At 67.6% G+C, this 15027-nt stretch carries 16 protein-coding genes; 5 read left to right on the forward strand and 11 right to left on the reverse strand.

The annotated features are described in order from the left end of the window. The first annotated feature begins 92 nt into the window (after positions 1-92). Positions 93-371 carry a type II toxin-antitoxin system Phd/YefM family antitoxin gene (locus ALA01S_RS27750; RefSeq protein ID WP_259375543.1) on the forward strand — a complete coding sequence of 93 codons (279 nt, stop codon included), beginning with the start codon at positions 93-95 and terminating at the stop codon, positions 369-371. A gap of 12 nt (positions 372-383) precedes the next feature. After that, positions 384-827: a type II toxin-antitoxin system VapC family toxin gene (locus ALA01S_RS27755; protein WP_066342510.1), complete on the forward strand. Its 444-nt coding sequence runs from the start codon at positions 384-386 to the stop codon at positions 825-827. Between the two features lie 139 nt (positions 828-966). Here ALA01S_RS27755 and ALA01S_RS27760 read toward each other — a convergent pair whose 3' ends face one another. Further along, positions 967-1743 carry an aldose epimerase family protein gene (locus tag ALA01S_RS27760; RefSeq protein ID WP_066342511.1) on the reverse strand — a complete coding sequence of 259 codons (777 nt, stop codon included), beginning with the start codon at positions 1741-1743 and terminating at the stop codon, positions 967-969. Between the two features lie 123 nt (positions 1744-1866). Next, the gene (locus ALA01S_RS27765; RefSeq protein WP_066342512.1) at positions 1867-2811 is read right to left on the reverse strand and encodes an AEC family transporter; all 945 of its coding nucleotides are present in this window, start codon (positions 2809-2811) and stop codon (positions 1867-1869) included. A gap of 183 nt (positions 2812-2994) precedes the next feature. Here ALA01S_RS27765 and aroQ point away from each other — a divergent pair, with 183 nt between their 5' ends. Then, entirely contained in the window at positions 2995-3441 is a 447-nt protein-coding gene (aroQ, locus tag ALA01S_RS27770; RefSeq protein ID WP_066342513.1) for a type II 3-dehydroquinate dehydratase, read from the forward strand. A 92-nt stretch (positions 3442-3533) separates the two neighbouring features. Here the strand turns inward: aroQ and ALA01S_RS27775 are convergent, their stop codons facing one another. The 7 genes from ALA01S_RS27775 to glpD all read right to left on the reverse strand — a co-directional run bounded on the left by ALA01S_RS27775 (position 3534) and on the right by glpD (position 11267). Then, on the reverse strand, positions 3534-5267 hold the full coding sequence (locus ALA01S_RS27775; protein ID WP_066342514.1) for an ABC transporter substrate-binding protein: 1734 nt from the start codon (positions 5265-5267) through the stop codon (positions 3534-3536). Positions 5268-5396: 129 nt separating this feature from the next. Next, a complete protein-coding gene (locus ALA01S_RS27780; RefSeq protein WP_066342515.1) occupies positions 5397-5705 on the reverse strand; it encodes a DUF2160 domain-containing protein in 309 nt (102 codons plus the stop codon). A gap of 12 nt (positions 5706-5717) precedes the next feature. After that, the gene (locus ALA01S_RS27785) at positions 5718-6530 is read right to left on the reverse strand and encodes a carbohydrate ABC transporter permease (protein ID WP_066342516.1); all 813 of its coding nucleotides are present in this window, start codon (positions 6528-6530) and stop codon (positions 5718-5720) included. Continuing rightward, positions 6523-7416 (reverse strand): carbohydrate ABC transporter permease, encoded by an 894-nt coding sequence (locus tag ALA01S_RS27790; protein WP_066342517.1) that lies wholly within the window; start codon positions 7414-7416, stop codon positions 6523-6525. The genes ALA01S_RS27785 and ALA01S_RS27790 overlap by 8 nt, the downstream gene beginning before the upstream one ends. Next, positions 7413-8489 (reverse strand): ABC transporter ATP-binding protein, encoded by a 1077-nt coding sequence (locus ALA01S_RS27795; protein WP_066342518.1) that lies wholly within the window; start codon positions 8487-8489, stop codon positions 7413-7415. The genes ALA01S_RS27790 and ALA01S_RS27795 overlap by 4 nt, the downstream gene beginning before the upstream one ends. 76 nt (positions 8490-8565) lie before the next feature. Beyond that, complete coding sequence (locus ALA01S_RS27800) at positions 8566-9648, reverse strand: ABC transporter ATP-binding protein (RefSeq protein ID WP_066342519.1); 1083 nt, start codon at positions 9646-9648, stop codon at positions 8566-8568. 32 nt (positions 9649-9680) lie between these two features. Continuing rightward, on the reverse strand, positions 9681-11267 hold the full coding sequence (glpD, locus tag ALA01S_RS27805; RefSeq protein ID WP_066342520.1) for a glycerol-3-phosphate dehydrogenase: 1587 nt from the start codon (positions 11265-11267) through the stop codon (positions 9681-9683). Positions 11268-11426: 159 nt separating this feature from the next. Between glpD and ALA01S_RS27810 the strand changes: the two genes are divergently transcribed. Continuing rightward, positions 11427-12191, forward strand: coding sequence for a DeoR/GlpR family DNA-binding transcription regulator (locus tag ALA01S_RS27810; protein ID WP_066342521.1), 765 nt, complete (start codon positions 11427-11429; stop codon positions 12189-12191). A 121-nt stretch (positions 12192-12312) separates the two neighbouring features. Next, entirely contained in the window at positions 12313-13806 is a 1494-nt protein-coding gene (gene glpK / locus ALA01S_RS27815) for a glycerol kinase GlpK (RefSeq protein ID WP_066342522.1), read from the forward strand. A gap of 22 nt (positions 13807-13828) precedes the next feature. Here glpK and ALA01S_RS27820 read toward each other — a convergent pair whose 3' ends face one another. Next, positions 13829-14518: a response regulator gene (locus ALA01S_RS27820; protein ID WP_066342523.1), complete on the reverse strand. Its 690-nt coding sequence runs from the start codon at positions 14516-14518 to the stop codon at positions 13829-13831. A 30-nt stretch (positions 14519-14548) separates the two neighbouring features. Beyond that, entirely contained in the window at positions 14549-14881 is a 333-nt protein-coding gene (locus ALA01S_RS32345) for a hypothetical protein (protein WP_238455986.1), read from the reverse strand. Positions 14882-15027 lie beyond the last annotated feature (146 nt).

The raw sequence follows: 15027 nt of genomic DNA on the forward strand, positions 1-15027 counted from the left end.
CTGTAAGTCCTCGGCAGGCCGCGAACCGTACAATTGAAATGTACATTTCGTGGCCGCATCGATGGCCACCTTTGATTTCCCCGGGAAGCCGCATGCAGACACTGCCCTTGACCGACGTCCGCGCCCATTTGGCCGATACGCTGCGCGAAGCGGAAAGTGCGCAGGAGCCCGTCGTGATTTCCCGCCGTGGCCAGCCTGCGGGCGTGCTCATGTCGTGGAGCCAGTACCAACGCCTGGCGGTGGAACACGAGGGCTTTGCCGCTCGGCTGCAGCATTGGCGGGCAGAGCACGTGGACGGTGTGGACGAGCGCGACCCCTTCGCCGACGTGCGCGATGCCGGTGCGGGCCGCGACGTCGAGTGGCCGCTGTGAGGCCGGTGCGCCATGTCGGCGCCCGGCCCATCGCCGTCCTCTGTGGCCTGGCTGCTGGACACTAACGTGCTGTCCGAAGCCGTGCGCGTGCAGCCCAACGCCCGCGTGATGGACAACCTTGTCCGGCACCAGGCCGATCTGGCCGTGCCGGCACCCGTGTGGCATGAACTGCGTTACGGCTGGCTGCGCATGCCCGACGGCCAGCGCAAGGACGCCATAGGCCGCTACCTGTCCGACGTGGTGTCCGTGCTGCCCGTGCTGCCCTATGACGCTGGCGCCGCACGCGTGCACGCCGAACTGCGGGCCGACCTGGAGCGCGCCGGCAGGCCGCTGCCTTTCGTGGATGGGCAGATCGCTGCCATCGCCATTGCACAGGGACTCACGCTCGTGACGCGCAACGTGCGTGACTTCAGCTCCATCGCCGGCCTGCGCTGGACCGACTGGTTTGCCGCATAGCAGCCTGCAGCCCTATTTTTCGTTTTTCACTTCGCGCCCTTTCGCGCGACCTGTCATGCCGCTTGATCAATGGCCTGTCGCCGGAGGCGCAGGCGATTGCTCCACCCGCTTGGCACGAGCGGTCATGCCGGCGGTGTTTTCAGGCCAAGGCCACGCGCAGCCGCCCGGTGAATTTCTCGCCGGGCGCCAGCCGCACCGGCCGCGACACGATCACGGGCTCGACGCAGAGGAACTGGCGCCAGTCCTCGTCCGGCAAATCCTTGAGCGCTTGGGCGCCGTCGCGGCCGGGGTTCCAGACCATCCACTGGTCGAATCCGCTGGCCGACAGGCGCAGGCGCTTTTGTCCGCAGACCAATTCCACCTCTGAGCCGCCGTCGTACAGGCGCTCGAATATCGAATCCGGCAGGCTCAAGGCCGGTTCGTCCTGCCGCTTGAATTCCGGCCGGTAGCGGTCCGAGGCCTTCAAGCCCTGCAGGCCCAGCACCTGGGTGGCCAGCAGATCGTCCACGGCGAAATACGAGTGCAGGCCGCCCGTGAAACTGAATTCGTTTGGGCCGGTGTTGAGCACGGTGAGGGTGAATTCCACGGCGTCGGCCGTGGCTTGTGCCTTCAATTCCAGCCGTGCGGCGTGCGGCCAGCCGGGATATTCGCCCTGGGCCACTTCCAGCACGTAATGCAGCCGTTCGCACGACGCGTTGGCGCCGTGCTCCAGCAGCGTCCAGTCCATGTCACGGGCAAAACCATGCTTGACCAGCCGGCCGTATTCGGCGAATTGCGGAAACAGCACCGGCAGTCCGCCGCGCGCGGGGCCCTGGAACCGGTCCGCCAGCGGGCTGCAATAAAACAGCTCGACGGCGTCTCCCAGCCGGGCCTGAAGGATTTGGGCACCAAGCTGACGGTGTGTGAAGCTTTTCATGGCCGGGATTCTAGGTTTGTGAAACTGCCCGCCTGCCGGCGCCCAGGCTTCTGGGCGCTGCCCGTGGCCGGCGCGACAGCGTTGGCGTGCAGCCTGCGTGCCCACGGCCGCTGGCTGTGCTGCTCACACCCAGCCCAGCACCGCCGTGAGCGCCCACAGCCACACGCTGATGGTCATGAAGGACAGCAGCGTGGCCAGCAGCAGCACGGCGGCGGTGAAGCTTTCCTCGCCGTGGCGCTGGGCCAGGATGGGGTAGATGCTGAGCATGGGCATGGCCGCGAAGGCCACGGCCGCGGCGCGCAGCGGGCCTTCGATGGGCGGCAGCAGCATCAGCATGGCCAGCACCAGCAGCGGGTGCAGCAGCAGCTTGCCCAGGGCGACGCCGGCGATGTCGCTGAGCCGGCCGCGCAGTTGCAGGCCGACCAGCGAGCAGCCGATGACGAACAGGGCCGCGGCGCTGGAGGCGTTGGCCAGCAGTTGCACGGCGCGCGCCACGGGCTGCGGCAGCGACAGGCCCAGCAGCGACATGGCCAGCCCCGCCACGATGGAGAGGATGAGCGGGTTGCCCGCCAGCCGCCTGAGCGTGCGCCACAGCGTCGCGGCCCAGGCCTTGGAGCTGTTGTCGCCGTCGGCCAGCGCCACGGCCACGGGAATCATCACCAGGTTCTCCACCAGCATGGCCAGCGCCATGGCCACCGCCGCGACGGGTCCCAGGAACTGGACCACGATGGGGTAGCCCACGAAGCCGCTGTTGGATGCGCTCATGCCCAGGCCGAAATAGGCGCTCAGCGCGATGCCGCGGCGCCGCAGCTTGCGCGCCACCACGAGGCCCACCGCCATGGACGCCAGCGACCCCACCGCGTAGGACAGCAGGAAGGGGCCGTTGAGGATCTCTGCCACCCGGCGCGAGGACAGCGCCTGGAACATCAGCGCCGGCAGCGCGAGCTGTATGACGAAGCGCCCAAGCACCCGCGACTCCGGCTTGGTGAACCAGCCGCGCAGCCCGGCCAGGTAGCCCAGGCCGATGAGCAGGTAGATGGGTACGGTGATGGAGAGGATGTTCAGCATTTGGGCGGGCAAAGAGCGGCGGGCAGGCGGGCGCAGCCGGCAGGTGGGCAGCGCGCGGACGATAAGGGTTTACCCGTAACCGAGCGCAAGGCTTTCCCGGCGGCCGCGTCGTGGCGTACCGGCATGCGGGACGTTGGCGGCGTTGCGCGCGTTTAAGCTGCCGGGTTTTTCCAAGGACGGCTCATGAAAATCCTCACCCTGCACGGCATCAACCTGAACATGTTCGGCAAGCGCGACCCCAAGCAGTACGGCACGGCCACGCTGGCGCAGATCGATGACCAGCTTCGCGCGCTGGGCCAGGAGCTGGGTGCGGAGGTGGAGTGCTTCCAGACCAATTTCGAAGGCGAGATGGCCGAGCGCATCCACCGCGCGCACACCGACGGCACCGAGGCCGTGATCATCAACGCCGGCGCCTGGACGCACTACAGCTACGGCATCCGCGACGCGCTGGCCATCTTGAAGTGCCCCATCATCGAAGTGCACATGTCCAACATCCACGCGCGCGAAGCCTTCCGCCACACCAGCGTGATCGCCGAGATCGCCCGCGGCCAGATCGCCGGCTTCGGCGTGGACAGCTACCTGCTGGGCCTGCGCGCCGCGGTGTCGGCGGTGCAGCAAGCCGGCGCCTGACGCGAGCGCCCTCGCCTCGCCCATGAAAAAGCCGCCCGCGGGCGGCTTTGCTCATCCAGGCGCCAGGTGCAAGGCGCGGGGCGCCGCAAGCCTCAGCGCACCTTGCCCGCCTTCCAGGCGTCCAGCAGCGTCTGGTAGGCGATGGTTTCGCCCTTGGGCTTCTCGTTGGCCAGCTTGGCCCACGGCGCGCCCTTGTCGGAGAGCCACTTCTTGGGGTCTTCCTTCTTGTTGAGCTTGGGCGGGCACTGGGCCATGCCGGCGCGCTCCAGGCGGGCCATCACGTCGTCCATCTCCTTGGCCAGCGTGTCCATGGCGGCCTGCGGCGTCTTCTCGCCGGTCACGGCCTGGGCCACGTTCTTCCACCACAGTTGGGCCAGCTTGGGGTAGTCCGGCACGTTGGTGCCCGTGGGCGTCCAGGCCACGCGCGCGGGCGAGCGGTAGAACTCCACCAGGCCGCCGAGCTTGGGGGCCATGTCCGTCATGGCCTTGCTCTGGATGTCGGACTCGCGGATGGGCGTCAGGCCCGTGAGCGTCTTCTTCAGCGAGGTGGTCTTGGCCGTCACGAACTGCGCGTACAGCCAGGCCGCAGCGGTGCGGTTGGCGTCGTGGCCCTTGAAGAAGGTCCAAGAGCCCACGTCCTGGTAGCCGTTTTGCATGCCCTGCTTCCAGTACGGGCCGTTGGGTCCGGGCGCCATGCGCCACTTGGGCGTGCCGTCGGCGTTGACCACGGGCAGGCCCTTCTTGGTCATGTCGGCCGTGAAGGCCGTGTACCAGAAGATCTGCTGCGCGATCTGGCCTTGGGCGGGCACGGGGCCGGCCTCGCCGAAGGTCATGCCCGTGGCTTCCTTGGGCGCGTACTTCTTCATCCAGTCCACGTACTTGGTCAGCGCGTAGACGGCCGCGGGCGAGTTGGTGGCGCCGCCGCGCTCCACCGAGGCGCCCACGGGGGTGCACTTGTCGTCCGCGACACGGATGCCCCACTCGTCCACCGGCATGCCGTTGGGAATGCCCTTGTCCGCCGTGCCGGCCATGGACAGCCACGCGTCGGTGAAGCGCCAGCCCAGGCTGGGGTCCTTCTTGCCGTAGTCCATGTGGCCGTAGATGGGCTTGCCGTCGATCTGCTTGACGTCGTTGGTGAAGAACTCGGCGATGTCCTCGTAGGCGCTCCAGTTCAGCGGCACGCCCAAGTCGTAGCCGTACTTGGCCTTGAACTTGTCCTTGAGGTCCTTGCGCTCGAACAGGTCGGCGCGGAACCAGTAGAGGTTGGCGAACTGCTGGTCAGGCAGTTGGTAGAGCTTGCCGTCCGGCGCGGTGGTGAAGCTGGTGCCGATGAAATCCTTGATGTCCAGGCCCGGGTTGGTCCACTCCTTGCCCGCACCGGCCATGTAGTCGGTGAGGTTCATGATCTTGCCGTAGCGGTAGTGGGTGCCGATCAGGTCGGAGTCGGAGATCCAGCCGTCGTAGATGCTCTTGCCGGACTGCATGGAGGTCTGCAGCTTCTCCACCACGTCGCCTTCCTGGATGAGGTCGTGCTTGACGGTGATGCCGGTGATCTCGGTGAAGGCCTTGGCCAGGGTCTTGGACTCGTACTCGTGGGTGGTGATGGTTTCCGAGACGACGGAGATTTCCTTCACGCCCTTGGCCTTGAGCTTGTTGGCCGCCTCGATGAACCACTTCATCTCGGCCATCTGCTGGTCCTTGTTCAGCGTGGAGGGCTGGAACTCGGCGTCTATCCATTTCTTGGCCGCGGCCTCGTCGGCCCAGGCGGCGTGGCTGCCCAGCGCGGCGGCGGCGGCCAGGGCCAGTGCGGTGTAGCGCATCTTCATGTTGCGTCTCCTCGTCTCGTTGATGGTGTGGCGGTTGCGACGCTGCCCCGAGTGTGTTGGCTGGCGCGCGGCCCCGGGGCAGCACCGGGCCGTGAAGCCTTGGGAGTGAGGTGTTGGAGCTGAAGCGGCTCAGCCCTTGCGCATGACCAGCGCCAGCACGGCCATGGACAGCACGAAGCCGATCCACACGCTGGGCTCCTCGCTCAGCGAGAACCATTGGGTGAACTTCTCGCCCAGGCCCACGAAGGCCAGGTTGATGTAGGCCGCGGTGAGCAGGCCGATGAAGAGGCGGTCACCGCGCGTGGTGGCAATGGGCAAAAAGCCCTTGCGCAAGGTCGTGGGCGACTTGATCTCCCACACCGTCATGCCCACCAGCATCAGCGCGATGCAAGTGAAGAACACGGCCACGGGGGTGGTCCAGACCATCCAGTCGAACATGGCGGCGACTCCTCAAACGCGGCCCATCGCGAAGCCCTTCGCGATGTAGTGGCGCACGAACCAGATGACCACCGCGCCGGGAACGATGGTGAGCACGCCGGCGGCGGCCAGCGTCGCCCAGTCCATGCCGCTGGCGCTGACGGTGCGCGTCATGGTGGCGACGATGGGCTTGGCGTTGACGCTGGTGAGCGTGCGCGCCAGCAGCAGCTCCACCCACGAGAACATGAAGCAGAAGAAGGCGGCCACGCCCACGCCGGCCTTGATGAGCGGCAGGAAGACGGTCAGGAAGAAGCGCGGGAAGCTGTAGCCGTCGATGTAGGCCGTCTCGTCGAGCTCGCGCGGGATGCCGCTCATGAAGCCTTCCAGGATCCACACCGCCAGCGGCACGTTGAACAGCAGGTGTGCCAGCGCGACGGCGATGTGCGTGTCCATCAGCCCAACGGTGGTGTAGAGCTGGAAGAAGGGCAGCAGGAACACGGCCGGCGGCGTCATGCGGTTGGTCAGCAGCCAGAAGAAGACGTGCTTGTCGCCCAGGAAGCTGTAGCGGCTGAAGGCATAGGCCGCGGGCAGCGCCACGGTGATGGCGATCACGGTGTTGATGGCCACGTAGATCAGGCTGTTGATGTAGCCGGAGTACCAGGACGGGTCGGTGAAGATGGTGGCGTAGTTGGCCCAGGTGAAGTGCTGCGGCAGCAGGCTGAAGCTGGAGAGAATTTCCTCGTTGGTCTTGAAGCTCATGTTGACCATCCAGTAGATGGGCAGCAGGGCGAAGACGAGGTAGAGCGCGAGGAACAGGGAGCGCTTGCGCAGGCGCGGCTCAGTCATGGGGGACCTCCTGGCCGGCCTGGCCCAGGCGCTGCATCCAGTTGTAGAGGACGAAGCAGAACAACAGGATGATGAGGAAGTAGATGAGCGAGAAGGCGGCGGCGGGCCCCAGGTCGAACTGGCCCACGGCCTTTTGCGTGAGGTACTGGCTCAGGAAGGTGGTGGCGTTGCCGGGGCCGCCGCCGGTGAGGACGAAAGGCTCGGTGTAGATCATGAAGCTGTCCATGAAGCGCAGCAGCACGGCGATCATGAGCACGCCGCGCATCTTGGGCAACTGGATGTAGCGCAGCACCGCGAGCTTGCTGGCGCCGTCGATGCGGGCGGCCTGGTAGTAGGCGTCGGGGATGGAGCGCAAGCCCGCGTAGGCCAGCAGCGCCACCAGCGGCGTCCAGTGCCACACGTCCATGAGCAGCACGGTGAGCCAGGCGTGGGTGGCGTCGCCCGTGTAGTTGTAGTCGATGCCCAGCCGCTGCAGCGCCGCGCCCATGAGGCCGATGTCGGCGCGGCCGAAGATCTGCCAGATGGTGCCCACGACGTTCCAGGGGATGAGCAGCGACAGCGCCACGATCACCAGCGTGGCCGAGGCCCGCCAGCCCGTGGCCGGCATGGCCAGCGCCAGCGCGATGCCCAGCGGCAGCTCCACGGCCAGCACGGCCATGGAGAAGCGCAACTGGTTCCAGAGGGCGGCATGCAGCTCTTCGTCGCGCATCACGGCGGCGAACCATTCGGTGCCGACGAACACGCGCCGCTCCGGCGAGATGATGTCCTGCACCGAGTAGTTCACCACCGTCATCAGCGGCAGGATGGCCGAGAAGGCCACGCAGATGAACACGGGCAGGATGAGGAACCAGGCCTTCTGGTTCACGGGCTTGGTCTGCGCGCTCATGCGACCAGCTCCTCGTTGCGGTAGAAACAGGTGTGGCGGTCCAGCACGCGCAGGCCCACCGTGTCGCCCACGGCCGGCGCCGTGGCGTCCGGCGCCAGCCGTGCCTTGAGCTTGTGGCCCATGGCCTCGCAGCTCACCAGCACGTAGGTGCCTATGTCCTGCACCTGGCGCACGGTGGCGCTGAGGCAGGCGTCGGCGCTCGCGGGCGCCAGGGCCAGGTATTCGGGCCGTATGCCCAGGGTTAGCTCGCCTTGCGGCAGCCCCCGCCCGTTGGTGCGCGTGAGCGGCATGCCCGCGACGAGCAGGCTGTCGCCCTGCTGGCTGGCAGGTAAGAAATTCATGCCCGGCGAGCCGATGAAATGGCCCACGAAGGTGTGCGCGGGGCGCTCGAACAGCGCGTCCGGCGTGCCCATCTGCACGACCTTGCCGCGGGTCATGACCACCACGTGGTCGGCGAAGGTCAGCGCCTCGACCTGGTCGTGCGTCACGTAGATCAGCGTGAGTTTCAGTTCATGGTGAATCTGCTTGAGCTTGCGGCGGAGCTGCCATTTCAGGTGCGGGTCGATGACGGTGAGCGGCTCGTCGAAGAGCACGGCGGACACGTCGGGGCGCACCAGGCCGCGGCCCAGCGAGATTTTTTGCTTCTGGTCGGCGCTCAAGTTGGCCGCGCGCAGGTCGAGCTGGTGGCTCATCTCCAGCATCTCGGCGATCTGGCCCACGCGGGCCTTGATCTGTGCCGCCGGCACCTTGCGGTTGCGCAGCGGGAAGGCGAGGTTCTCGGCCACGGTCATGGTGTCGTAGATGACCGGGAACTGGAACACCTGCGCGATGTTGCGCTGCTGCGGCGTGGCGCGGGTCATGTCCCGGCCGTCGAAGGTGACGCTGCCCTGCGACGGGATGAGCAGCCCGGACATGATGTTGAGCATGGTGGTCTTGCCGCAGCCCGACGGGCCGAGCAAGGCGTAGGCGCCGCCATCCTCGAAGCTCATCTTGAGGGGCAGCAGCGCGTAGTCGGCGTCCTCCTTCGGGTTGGGCCTGTAGGCGTGCGCGAGGTCCAGGTCGATGCGGCTCATTGGTGCCCCCTCGCGCTACGCGCGGTCCGGCCATGCGGGACGGAGCGCCCCCTTCGGAGCGGCCGGGCGGGGGCGCTCATGCCCGGCCTCCGCGGCGTTGCGCGGCGGCGACCAGCGCCCCGCCCTCGTCGAACACGTGCACCTGCGAAGGGTGCAGGTACAGCGTCAGCGGGCTGCCCAAGGTGAAGTCGTGCACGCCGGTGAGTTGGGCGACGAGCTCGCCCACGGCGGTGCGCACGTGCACGAAGGTGTCGGAGCCGGATATTTCGGCCAGCTCCACGCTGCCGGGCAGGGCCACGTCGCTTGGGCGCTGCGCCACGCGCAGCGCGCTGGCGCGCACGCCCAGGGTGAGCGCGGGCGTGGCGCTGGGCGGCAGCGCCATGGCCAGCAGCGGGCCGCCGCGCAGGCGGGCGCCGCCTTCGGCGCTTTCGGCGCTCAGCAGGTTCATGGGCGGGTCGCTGAAGGCGCGGGCCACGCGCACGGAGCTGGGGGCGTGGAAGACCTCGGCCGTCGGCCCGTACTGAAGGACTTCGCCGGCATCCATCACGGCGGTCCAGCCACCCAGCAGCAGCGCTTCGCCGGGCTCGGTGGTGGCGTAGACCACGGTGGAGTCGCCGGTGGCGAAGAGCTGCGCCAGTTCCTCGCGCAACTCCTCGCGCAGCTTGTAGTCCAGGTTGACCAGGGGCTCGTCCAGCAGCATGAGCGGCGCGTTCTTGGCCAGGGCCCGCGCCAGGGCCACGCGCTGCTGCTGGCCGCCGGAAAGCTCGGCCGGCAGGCGGTTCAAGAACTGCGCGATGTGCAGCTTGTCGGCCAGCGCCTGCACGCGGCGCTTGACGTCGGCGCCGCTGCCGCCGCGCAGCTTCAGCGGCGAGGCGATGTTGTCGAACACCGTCATGGACGGGTAGTTGATGAACTGCTGGTAGACCATGGACACGTTGCGCTCGCGCACGGGCACGCCGGTGACGTCGCTGCCGTCCACCAGCACGCGGCCGGTGCTGGGCTTGTCCAGCCCGGCCATGAGGCGCATGAGGCTGGTCTTGCCGGCCTGCGTGGCGCCCAGCAGCACGGTGACGGCGCCGGGCCGCGGGGCCAGCGTCGTGTCGTACAGCCAGGTCTGCGCGCCGACCTTCTTGGTGATGTGGTCGAGGGTCAGTTGCATGTGACCCTCGGCGGCGTTGGGTTGCGGTCCACTTACTTCTTCTCCGTCCAGCCGGCCCAGCGGGCGACTCGCTCTCGTTCTTCGTTGCTGAAATGCAAGCCCAGCTTGCTGCGGCGCCACAGCACGTCGTCGGCGCTGCGGGCCCACTCCTCGCGCTGCAGGTAGCGCAGTTCGGCTTCGTACAGGCCGGGTGCCACTTCCGCCCCCAGCTCGCTGAGGTGGCGCGCGCCGCCCAGCACGCGGTCCAGGCGGCTGCCGTAGGCACGAGCCAGGCGCTGCGCCAGGCCGGCCGTGAGCCACGGGTAGCGCTGGCACACGACCGAGACGAAACGTTCGAAGTCGATGTCCGGGCGGCGCGGCTCGCCAATCCAGGGGCGCAGGTCGCCGCCGGGCAGGTAGGCGCCTTCGGTCCAGGGCTTGCGGGCCTCGCCCAACATGCGGCCCACGTCGGCGGCGGCGTCCTCGGCGAGCTTGCGGAAGGTGGTGATCTTGCCGCCCCACACGCTCAGCAGCGGCGCGGCCTCGGTGTTGGTTTCCAGCAGGTAGTCGCGCGTGACGGCAGAGGGGTTGCCCGAGGCGTCGTCCAGCAGCGGGCGCACGCCGGCGTAGGTCCACGCCACGTCGGCGGGCGTGATGGGCTGGCGGAAGTAGCGGCTGGCCTGGGCGCAGAGGTAGGCGATCTCGTCCTCGCCGATGCGCGCGTTGCGCGGGTCGCCTTGCAGCTCCTGGTCCGTGGTCCCTATGAGCGTGAAGTCGCCCTCGTAGGGAATGGCGAAGATGATGCGCTTGTCCGGGTTCTGGAAAATGTAGGCGTGGTCGTGGTCCCAGCCCGGCGTGGCGCTGCGCGGCACCACGATGTGGCTGCCCTTGACCAGGCGCAGGCTCTTGGTGGCCAGCGTCTCGCTGCCGGCGGGCCGGGCGTTGGTGCGCAGGAAACTTTCCGCCCAAGGGCCCGCGGCGTTGACCAGGGCGCGGGCGCGCACCTCGCGCTCGCAGCCATCCGCATCGCGCAGTCGCGCCGTCCAGCCTTGCGGGCTGCGCTGCGCCTGCGTGCAGCGGGTGCGGGTGAGCACGGTGGCGCCGTGGTCCACGGCGTCCAGCGCGTTGAGCAGCACCAGCCGGGCGTCGTCCACCCAGCCGTCGGAGTAAATGAAGCCCTGGGTGAACGCCGGCTTGAGCACGGCGCCGGCGGGGTGCCGGCGCAGGTCCACGCCCTCGGAGCCGGGCAGCACCTCGCGGCGGGCCAGGTGGTCGTAGAGGAACAGGCCCACGCGGATCAGCCAGGCCGGGCGCATGCCCGGGTCGTGCGGCATCACGAAGCGCAGCGGCCACATGATGTGCGGGGCGCTCTTGAGCAGCACCTCGCGCTCCTGCAGCGCCTTTCGCACCAAGGCGAACTCGTGGTACTCCAGGTAGCGCAGCCCACCGTGTATGAGCTTGGTGGACGAGGACGAGGTGTGCGAGGCCAGGTCGTCCGCCTCCACCAGCAGCACGCGCCAGCCGCGGCCGGCCAGGTCGCGCGCGATGCCGCAGCCGTTGATGCCGCCGCCCACGACCAGCACGTCGCAGTCGCCGCGGTGGGCGCCGGCGCAGGGGATGGGCGGTACGGCGGCAGGCACGGGGAACTTGCTCCGGGAAAGGAGAAAGCAGCGCGTGGCTGCTTTCGTTGGTGTTCGATTGATGTTCCTTTTTTTCGTTGTAAGCGGAAATTCCGGGAAAACGCGTCATCGTTTACCCGCAAAACTGTTCGTTTTGCCTTCGTTTATGCTCGCGCCCCGATGAATCCGAACCCGCGCCAAACCGAATTGCTTGCCGAAGTGCGCTCCCGTGGCAGCGCGACCGTGGAGGAGCTGGCCGAGCGCTTCGGCGTGACGCTGCAGACGGTGCGGCGCGACGTGAAGCTGATGGCCGCGGCGGGGCTGGTGTCGCGCTTCCATGGCGGCGTGAGGTTGCCGACCTCCACCACCGAGAACCTGGCCTACCGCCAGCGCGAGGCGCTCAATGCGGACGAGAAGCGCCGCATCGCCCGCGCGGTGGCGCAGGCCGTGCCCAACGGCAGCTCCTTGCTGATGAACATCGGCACCACGGTGGAGGCCGTGGCGCGCGAGCTGCTGCAGCACCGCGGGCTGCGCGTGATCACGAACAACCTCAACGTGGCGGCCATCCTGGCCGACAACCCGGAGTGCGAAGTCATCGTTGCCGGCGGGCTGGTTCGGCACAAGGACCGCGGCATCATCGGCGCGGCGGCCGTGGAGCTGATACGGCAGTTCAAGGTGGACATCGGCCTCATCGGCATCTCGGGCATCGAGGCCGACGGCTCGCTGCGCGATTTCGACATCCGCGAGGTGCAGGTGGCGCGGGCCATCATCGAGCAAAGCCGCGAGGTCTGGCTGGTGGCCGACCACGGCAAGTTCAACCGGCCGGCCATGGTGGAGCTGGGCCGCATCGACCAGCTCAGCCTGGTCTTCACCGACAAGCTGCCGCCTGAGCCTTTTCCGTCCCTGCTGGCCGACGCCGGCGTGCAGGTGGAAATTGCCAAATAGGCCGGCGTCAAATAGGTCAGCCGTAAATCAGCAGTACATCAGCGACGACGGGCAAAGAGACAACGGGGCTGGCCGCGGCCCCGCATTACGGCCGACGAACAACACACCACGGGGCTTTTCCATGAGCTACCTGCTGGCCCTGGACCAGGGCACTTCCAGCTCGCGCAGCATCGTCTTCGACGTCGAGGGACGCATCGTCGCGATGGCGCAACGCGAGTTTCGGCAGCTTTATCCGCAGCCCGGCTGGGTGGAGCATGACCCGCGGGAGCTGTGGCAAACGCAGCTCGACACGGCCCGCGAGGCGCTGCAGCGCGCGAGCATCACGGCCGCGCAAGTGAAAGCCATTGGCATCACCAACCAGCGCGAGACCACCGTGGTGTGGAACCGCCGCACCGGCGAGCCGGTGCACAACGCCATCGTGTGGCAGGACCGCCGCGCCGAGCCGCTGTGTGCCTGGTTGCGCGAGCAAGGACATGCCGAGCGCGTGCGCCAGACCACCGGGCTGATCATCGACGCCTACTTCGCCGGCACCAAGATCCACTGGATTCTTCACAACGTGCCCGGTGCGCGCGAGGCCGCGCAGCGCGGCGAGCTGGCCTTCGGCACCGTGGACAGCTGGCTGCTGTGGAAGCTCACGGGTGGCCGCGTGCACGCCACGGACGTGAGCAATGCCTCGCGCACCATGCTGTTCGACGTCCGCAGCAATGCGTGGGACGAGGCGCTGCTGAACGTGCTGGACGTGCCCGCCAGCCTGCTGCCCGCGGTGCACCCGAGCAGCCACATGTTCGGCGAGACGGACGCGGCGCTGCTGGGTGCTTCCCTGCCCATTGGCGGCATGGCCGGGGACCAGCAAAGCGCCCTCTTCGGCCAGGCCTGCTTCCAGGCCGGGATGGCCAAGAACACCTATGGCACGGGCTGTTTCATGCTCATGCACACGGGCGGCAGCTTCCAGCCCAGCAGCAACGGGCTGATCGCCACCAGCGCCGCGCAGCCCACCGTGGCGCCGCAATACGCGCAGGAGGGCAGCGTGTTCATAGGCGGCGCGGTGGTGCAGTGGCTGCGCGACGGGCTCAAGGCGATCCAGGCCAGCGCGGAGGTGCAGTCGCTGGCGCAGAGCGTGCCGGACTCCGGCGGGGTGATGTTCGTCCCGGCCTTCACCGGCTTGGGCGCGCCCTACTGGAACGCCAACGCGCAGGGTGCCATCGTGGGCCTGACGCGCGGCAGCACGGTGGCGCACCTCGCGCGCGCGGCGCTGGAGTCCATTGCCTTCCAGAGCGCTGCGCTGCTGCAGGCCATGAACCGCGACGTGGCCGCCGCCGGCGGCGTGCCGGTGAGCGAGCTGCGCGTGGATGGCGGCGCCTGCGTCAACGATTTGCTGATGCAGTTCCAGTCCGACCTGCTGGGCATCCCGGTGGTGCGCCCGCGCGTGATCGAGACCACCGCGCTGGGCGCGGCTTACCTGGCCGGACTGGCCACGGGCGTGTGGAAGGGCATCGGGGAGCTGGCGCAGCAGTGGCAGGCCGAGCGGCGCTTTCTGCCGACCATGGAGCGCTCGGAAGCGCAGGCGCGCATGGAGCGCTGGGAGCACGCGGTGCGCCAGACCGTGGCGGTCTGACGCGGGCCGCGCACCATGCCGCTCAGCGCGGCATGGACATGTGCATGGGCATGAGCGGGTTGGGATTGCGGCCGAAGAGGCCCAGGCGTTGGGCTTCCAGCGCGGCCTCGGCGCGGGAGTTCACGTTGAGCTTGCGGTAGATCTGCTTGACGTAGTCGGCGATCGTGTGCCGCGACAGGTGCAACTGCACCGCGATCTCCGGCAAGGTGAAGCCCTTGGCCACGCGCAGCAGCACGTCGCTTTCGCGCTCGCTGAGCTTGACGTGGGGGATGAGGTCCGTCTCCGGCTTGGGCAGCGACGCGAAGTAGGCCATCACGCGGCGCGCGATGGAGGGCGACAGCGGCGGCTCGCCCTGGGTGATGCGCTTGAGCTGCTCGCTCACCAGCTCGCGCGCCTGCTCCTTGAGCACGTAGCCGTAGGCGCCGGCCTGCAGTGCGGGGAAGAGGTGCTCGTCGTCGTCGTGGATGGTCACGACCACCGACTGCGACTGCGGCTGCTGCTCCCGCAGCGCGGTCACCACCTCTATGCCCGACCCGTCGGGCAAACCCAGGTCAATAAGGGCCAGGTCGAAGCTGAAAACGCTCAGCAAACCCTTGGCGTCCTGGACGCGGCTGCTTTCGGAAATGCTGGCCTCGGGGAACAGCTCGGACACCGTGCATTTCAGCCAGGTGCGGATCTGCGGAATGTCTTCCAGTATCAGGATGTTCTGCATGGCAATTTTCCCTCGGTAAAAATTCCGCAATCAACCCTTTTTGCGGCAGTCCACGCTGCACACCTTGGAATTGCGGCCAAGAATTTTCCTGGTGGTCAATTCATCCAGCGTCCTGTGGACGCCGCAGAAGAAGCACGACATCGTCTTGTTTGAATAACCCCCTTGGCCCGGCTTGGCAAACATGGAGCCGGCGGGCTTGCTGTTGTAGTGCAGCCCATCGTCCGCTATTTTGGCCTTGCTGGTTTGAGCCGATGCAGCCATGGTTTCCCTCCCTGGAATATTGGTGTTCGCGTCCGTACTGTTTTTCAGCGGCGGAAATTGAAATAAAACCGGGAAACTGCGAAAGTTGCGGAGAAGAATCATGCAACCATGGTGGGCATGATACGTTCAAACAGGCGGTAGGGCTTATCTGGGTGGGCAGGATATTTATCCTTTTAAGCCTAGGATAAACCTCCGCAATTGTCCTGGGGGAAATATGCCGGGGGCGGCAGGGGAAGCGAAACCCAAAG

This window comes from Azohydromonas lata NBRC 102462, from assembly GCF_001571085.1.
Lineage (GTDB): Bacteria > Pseudomonadota > Gammaproteobacteria > Burkholderiales > Burkholderiaceae_C > Azohydromonas > Azohydromonas lata.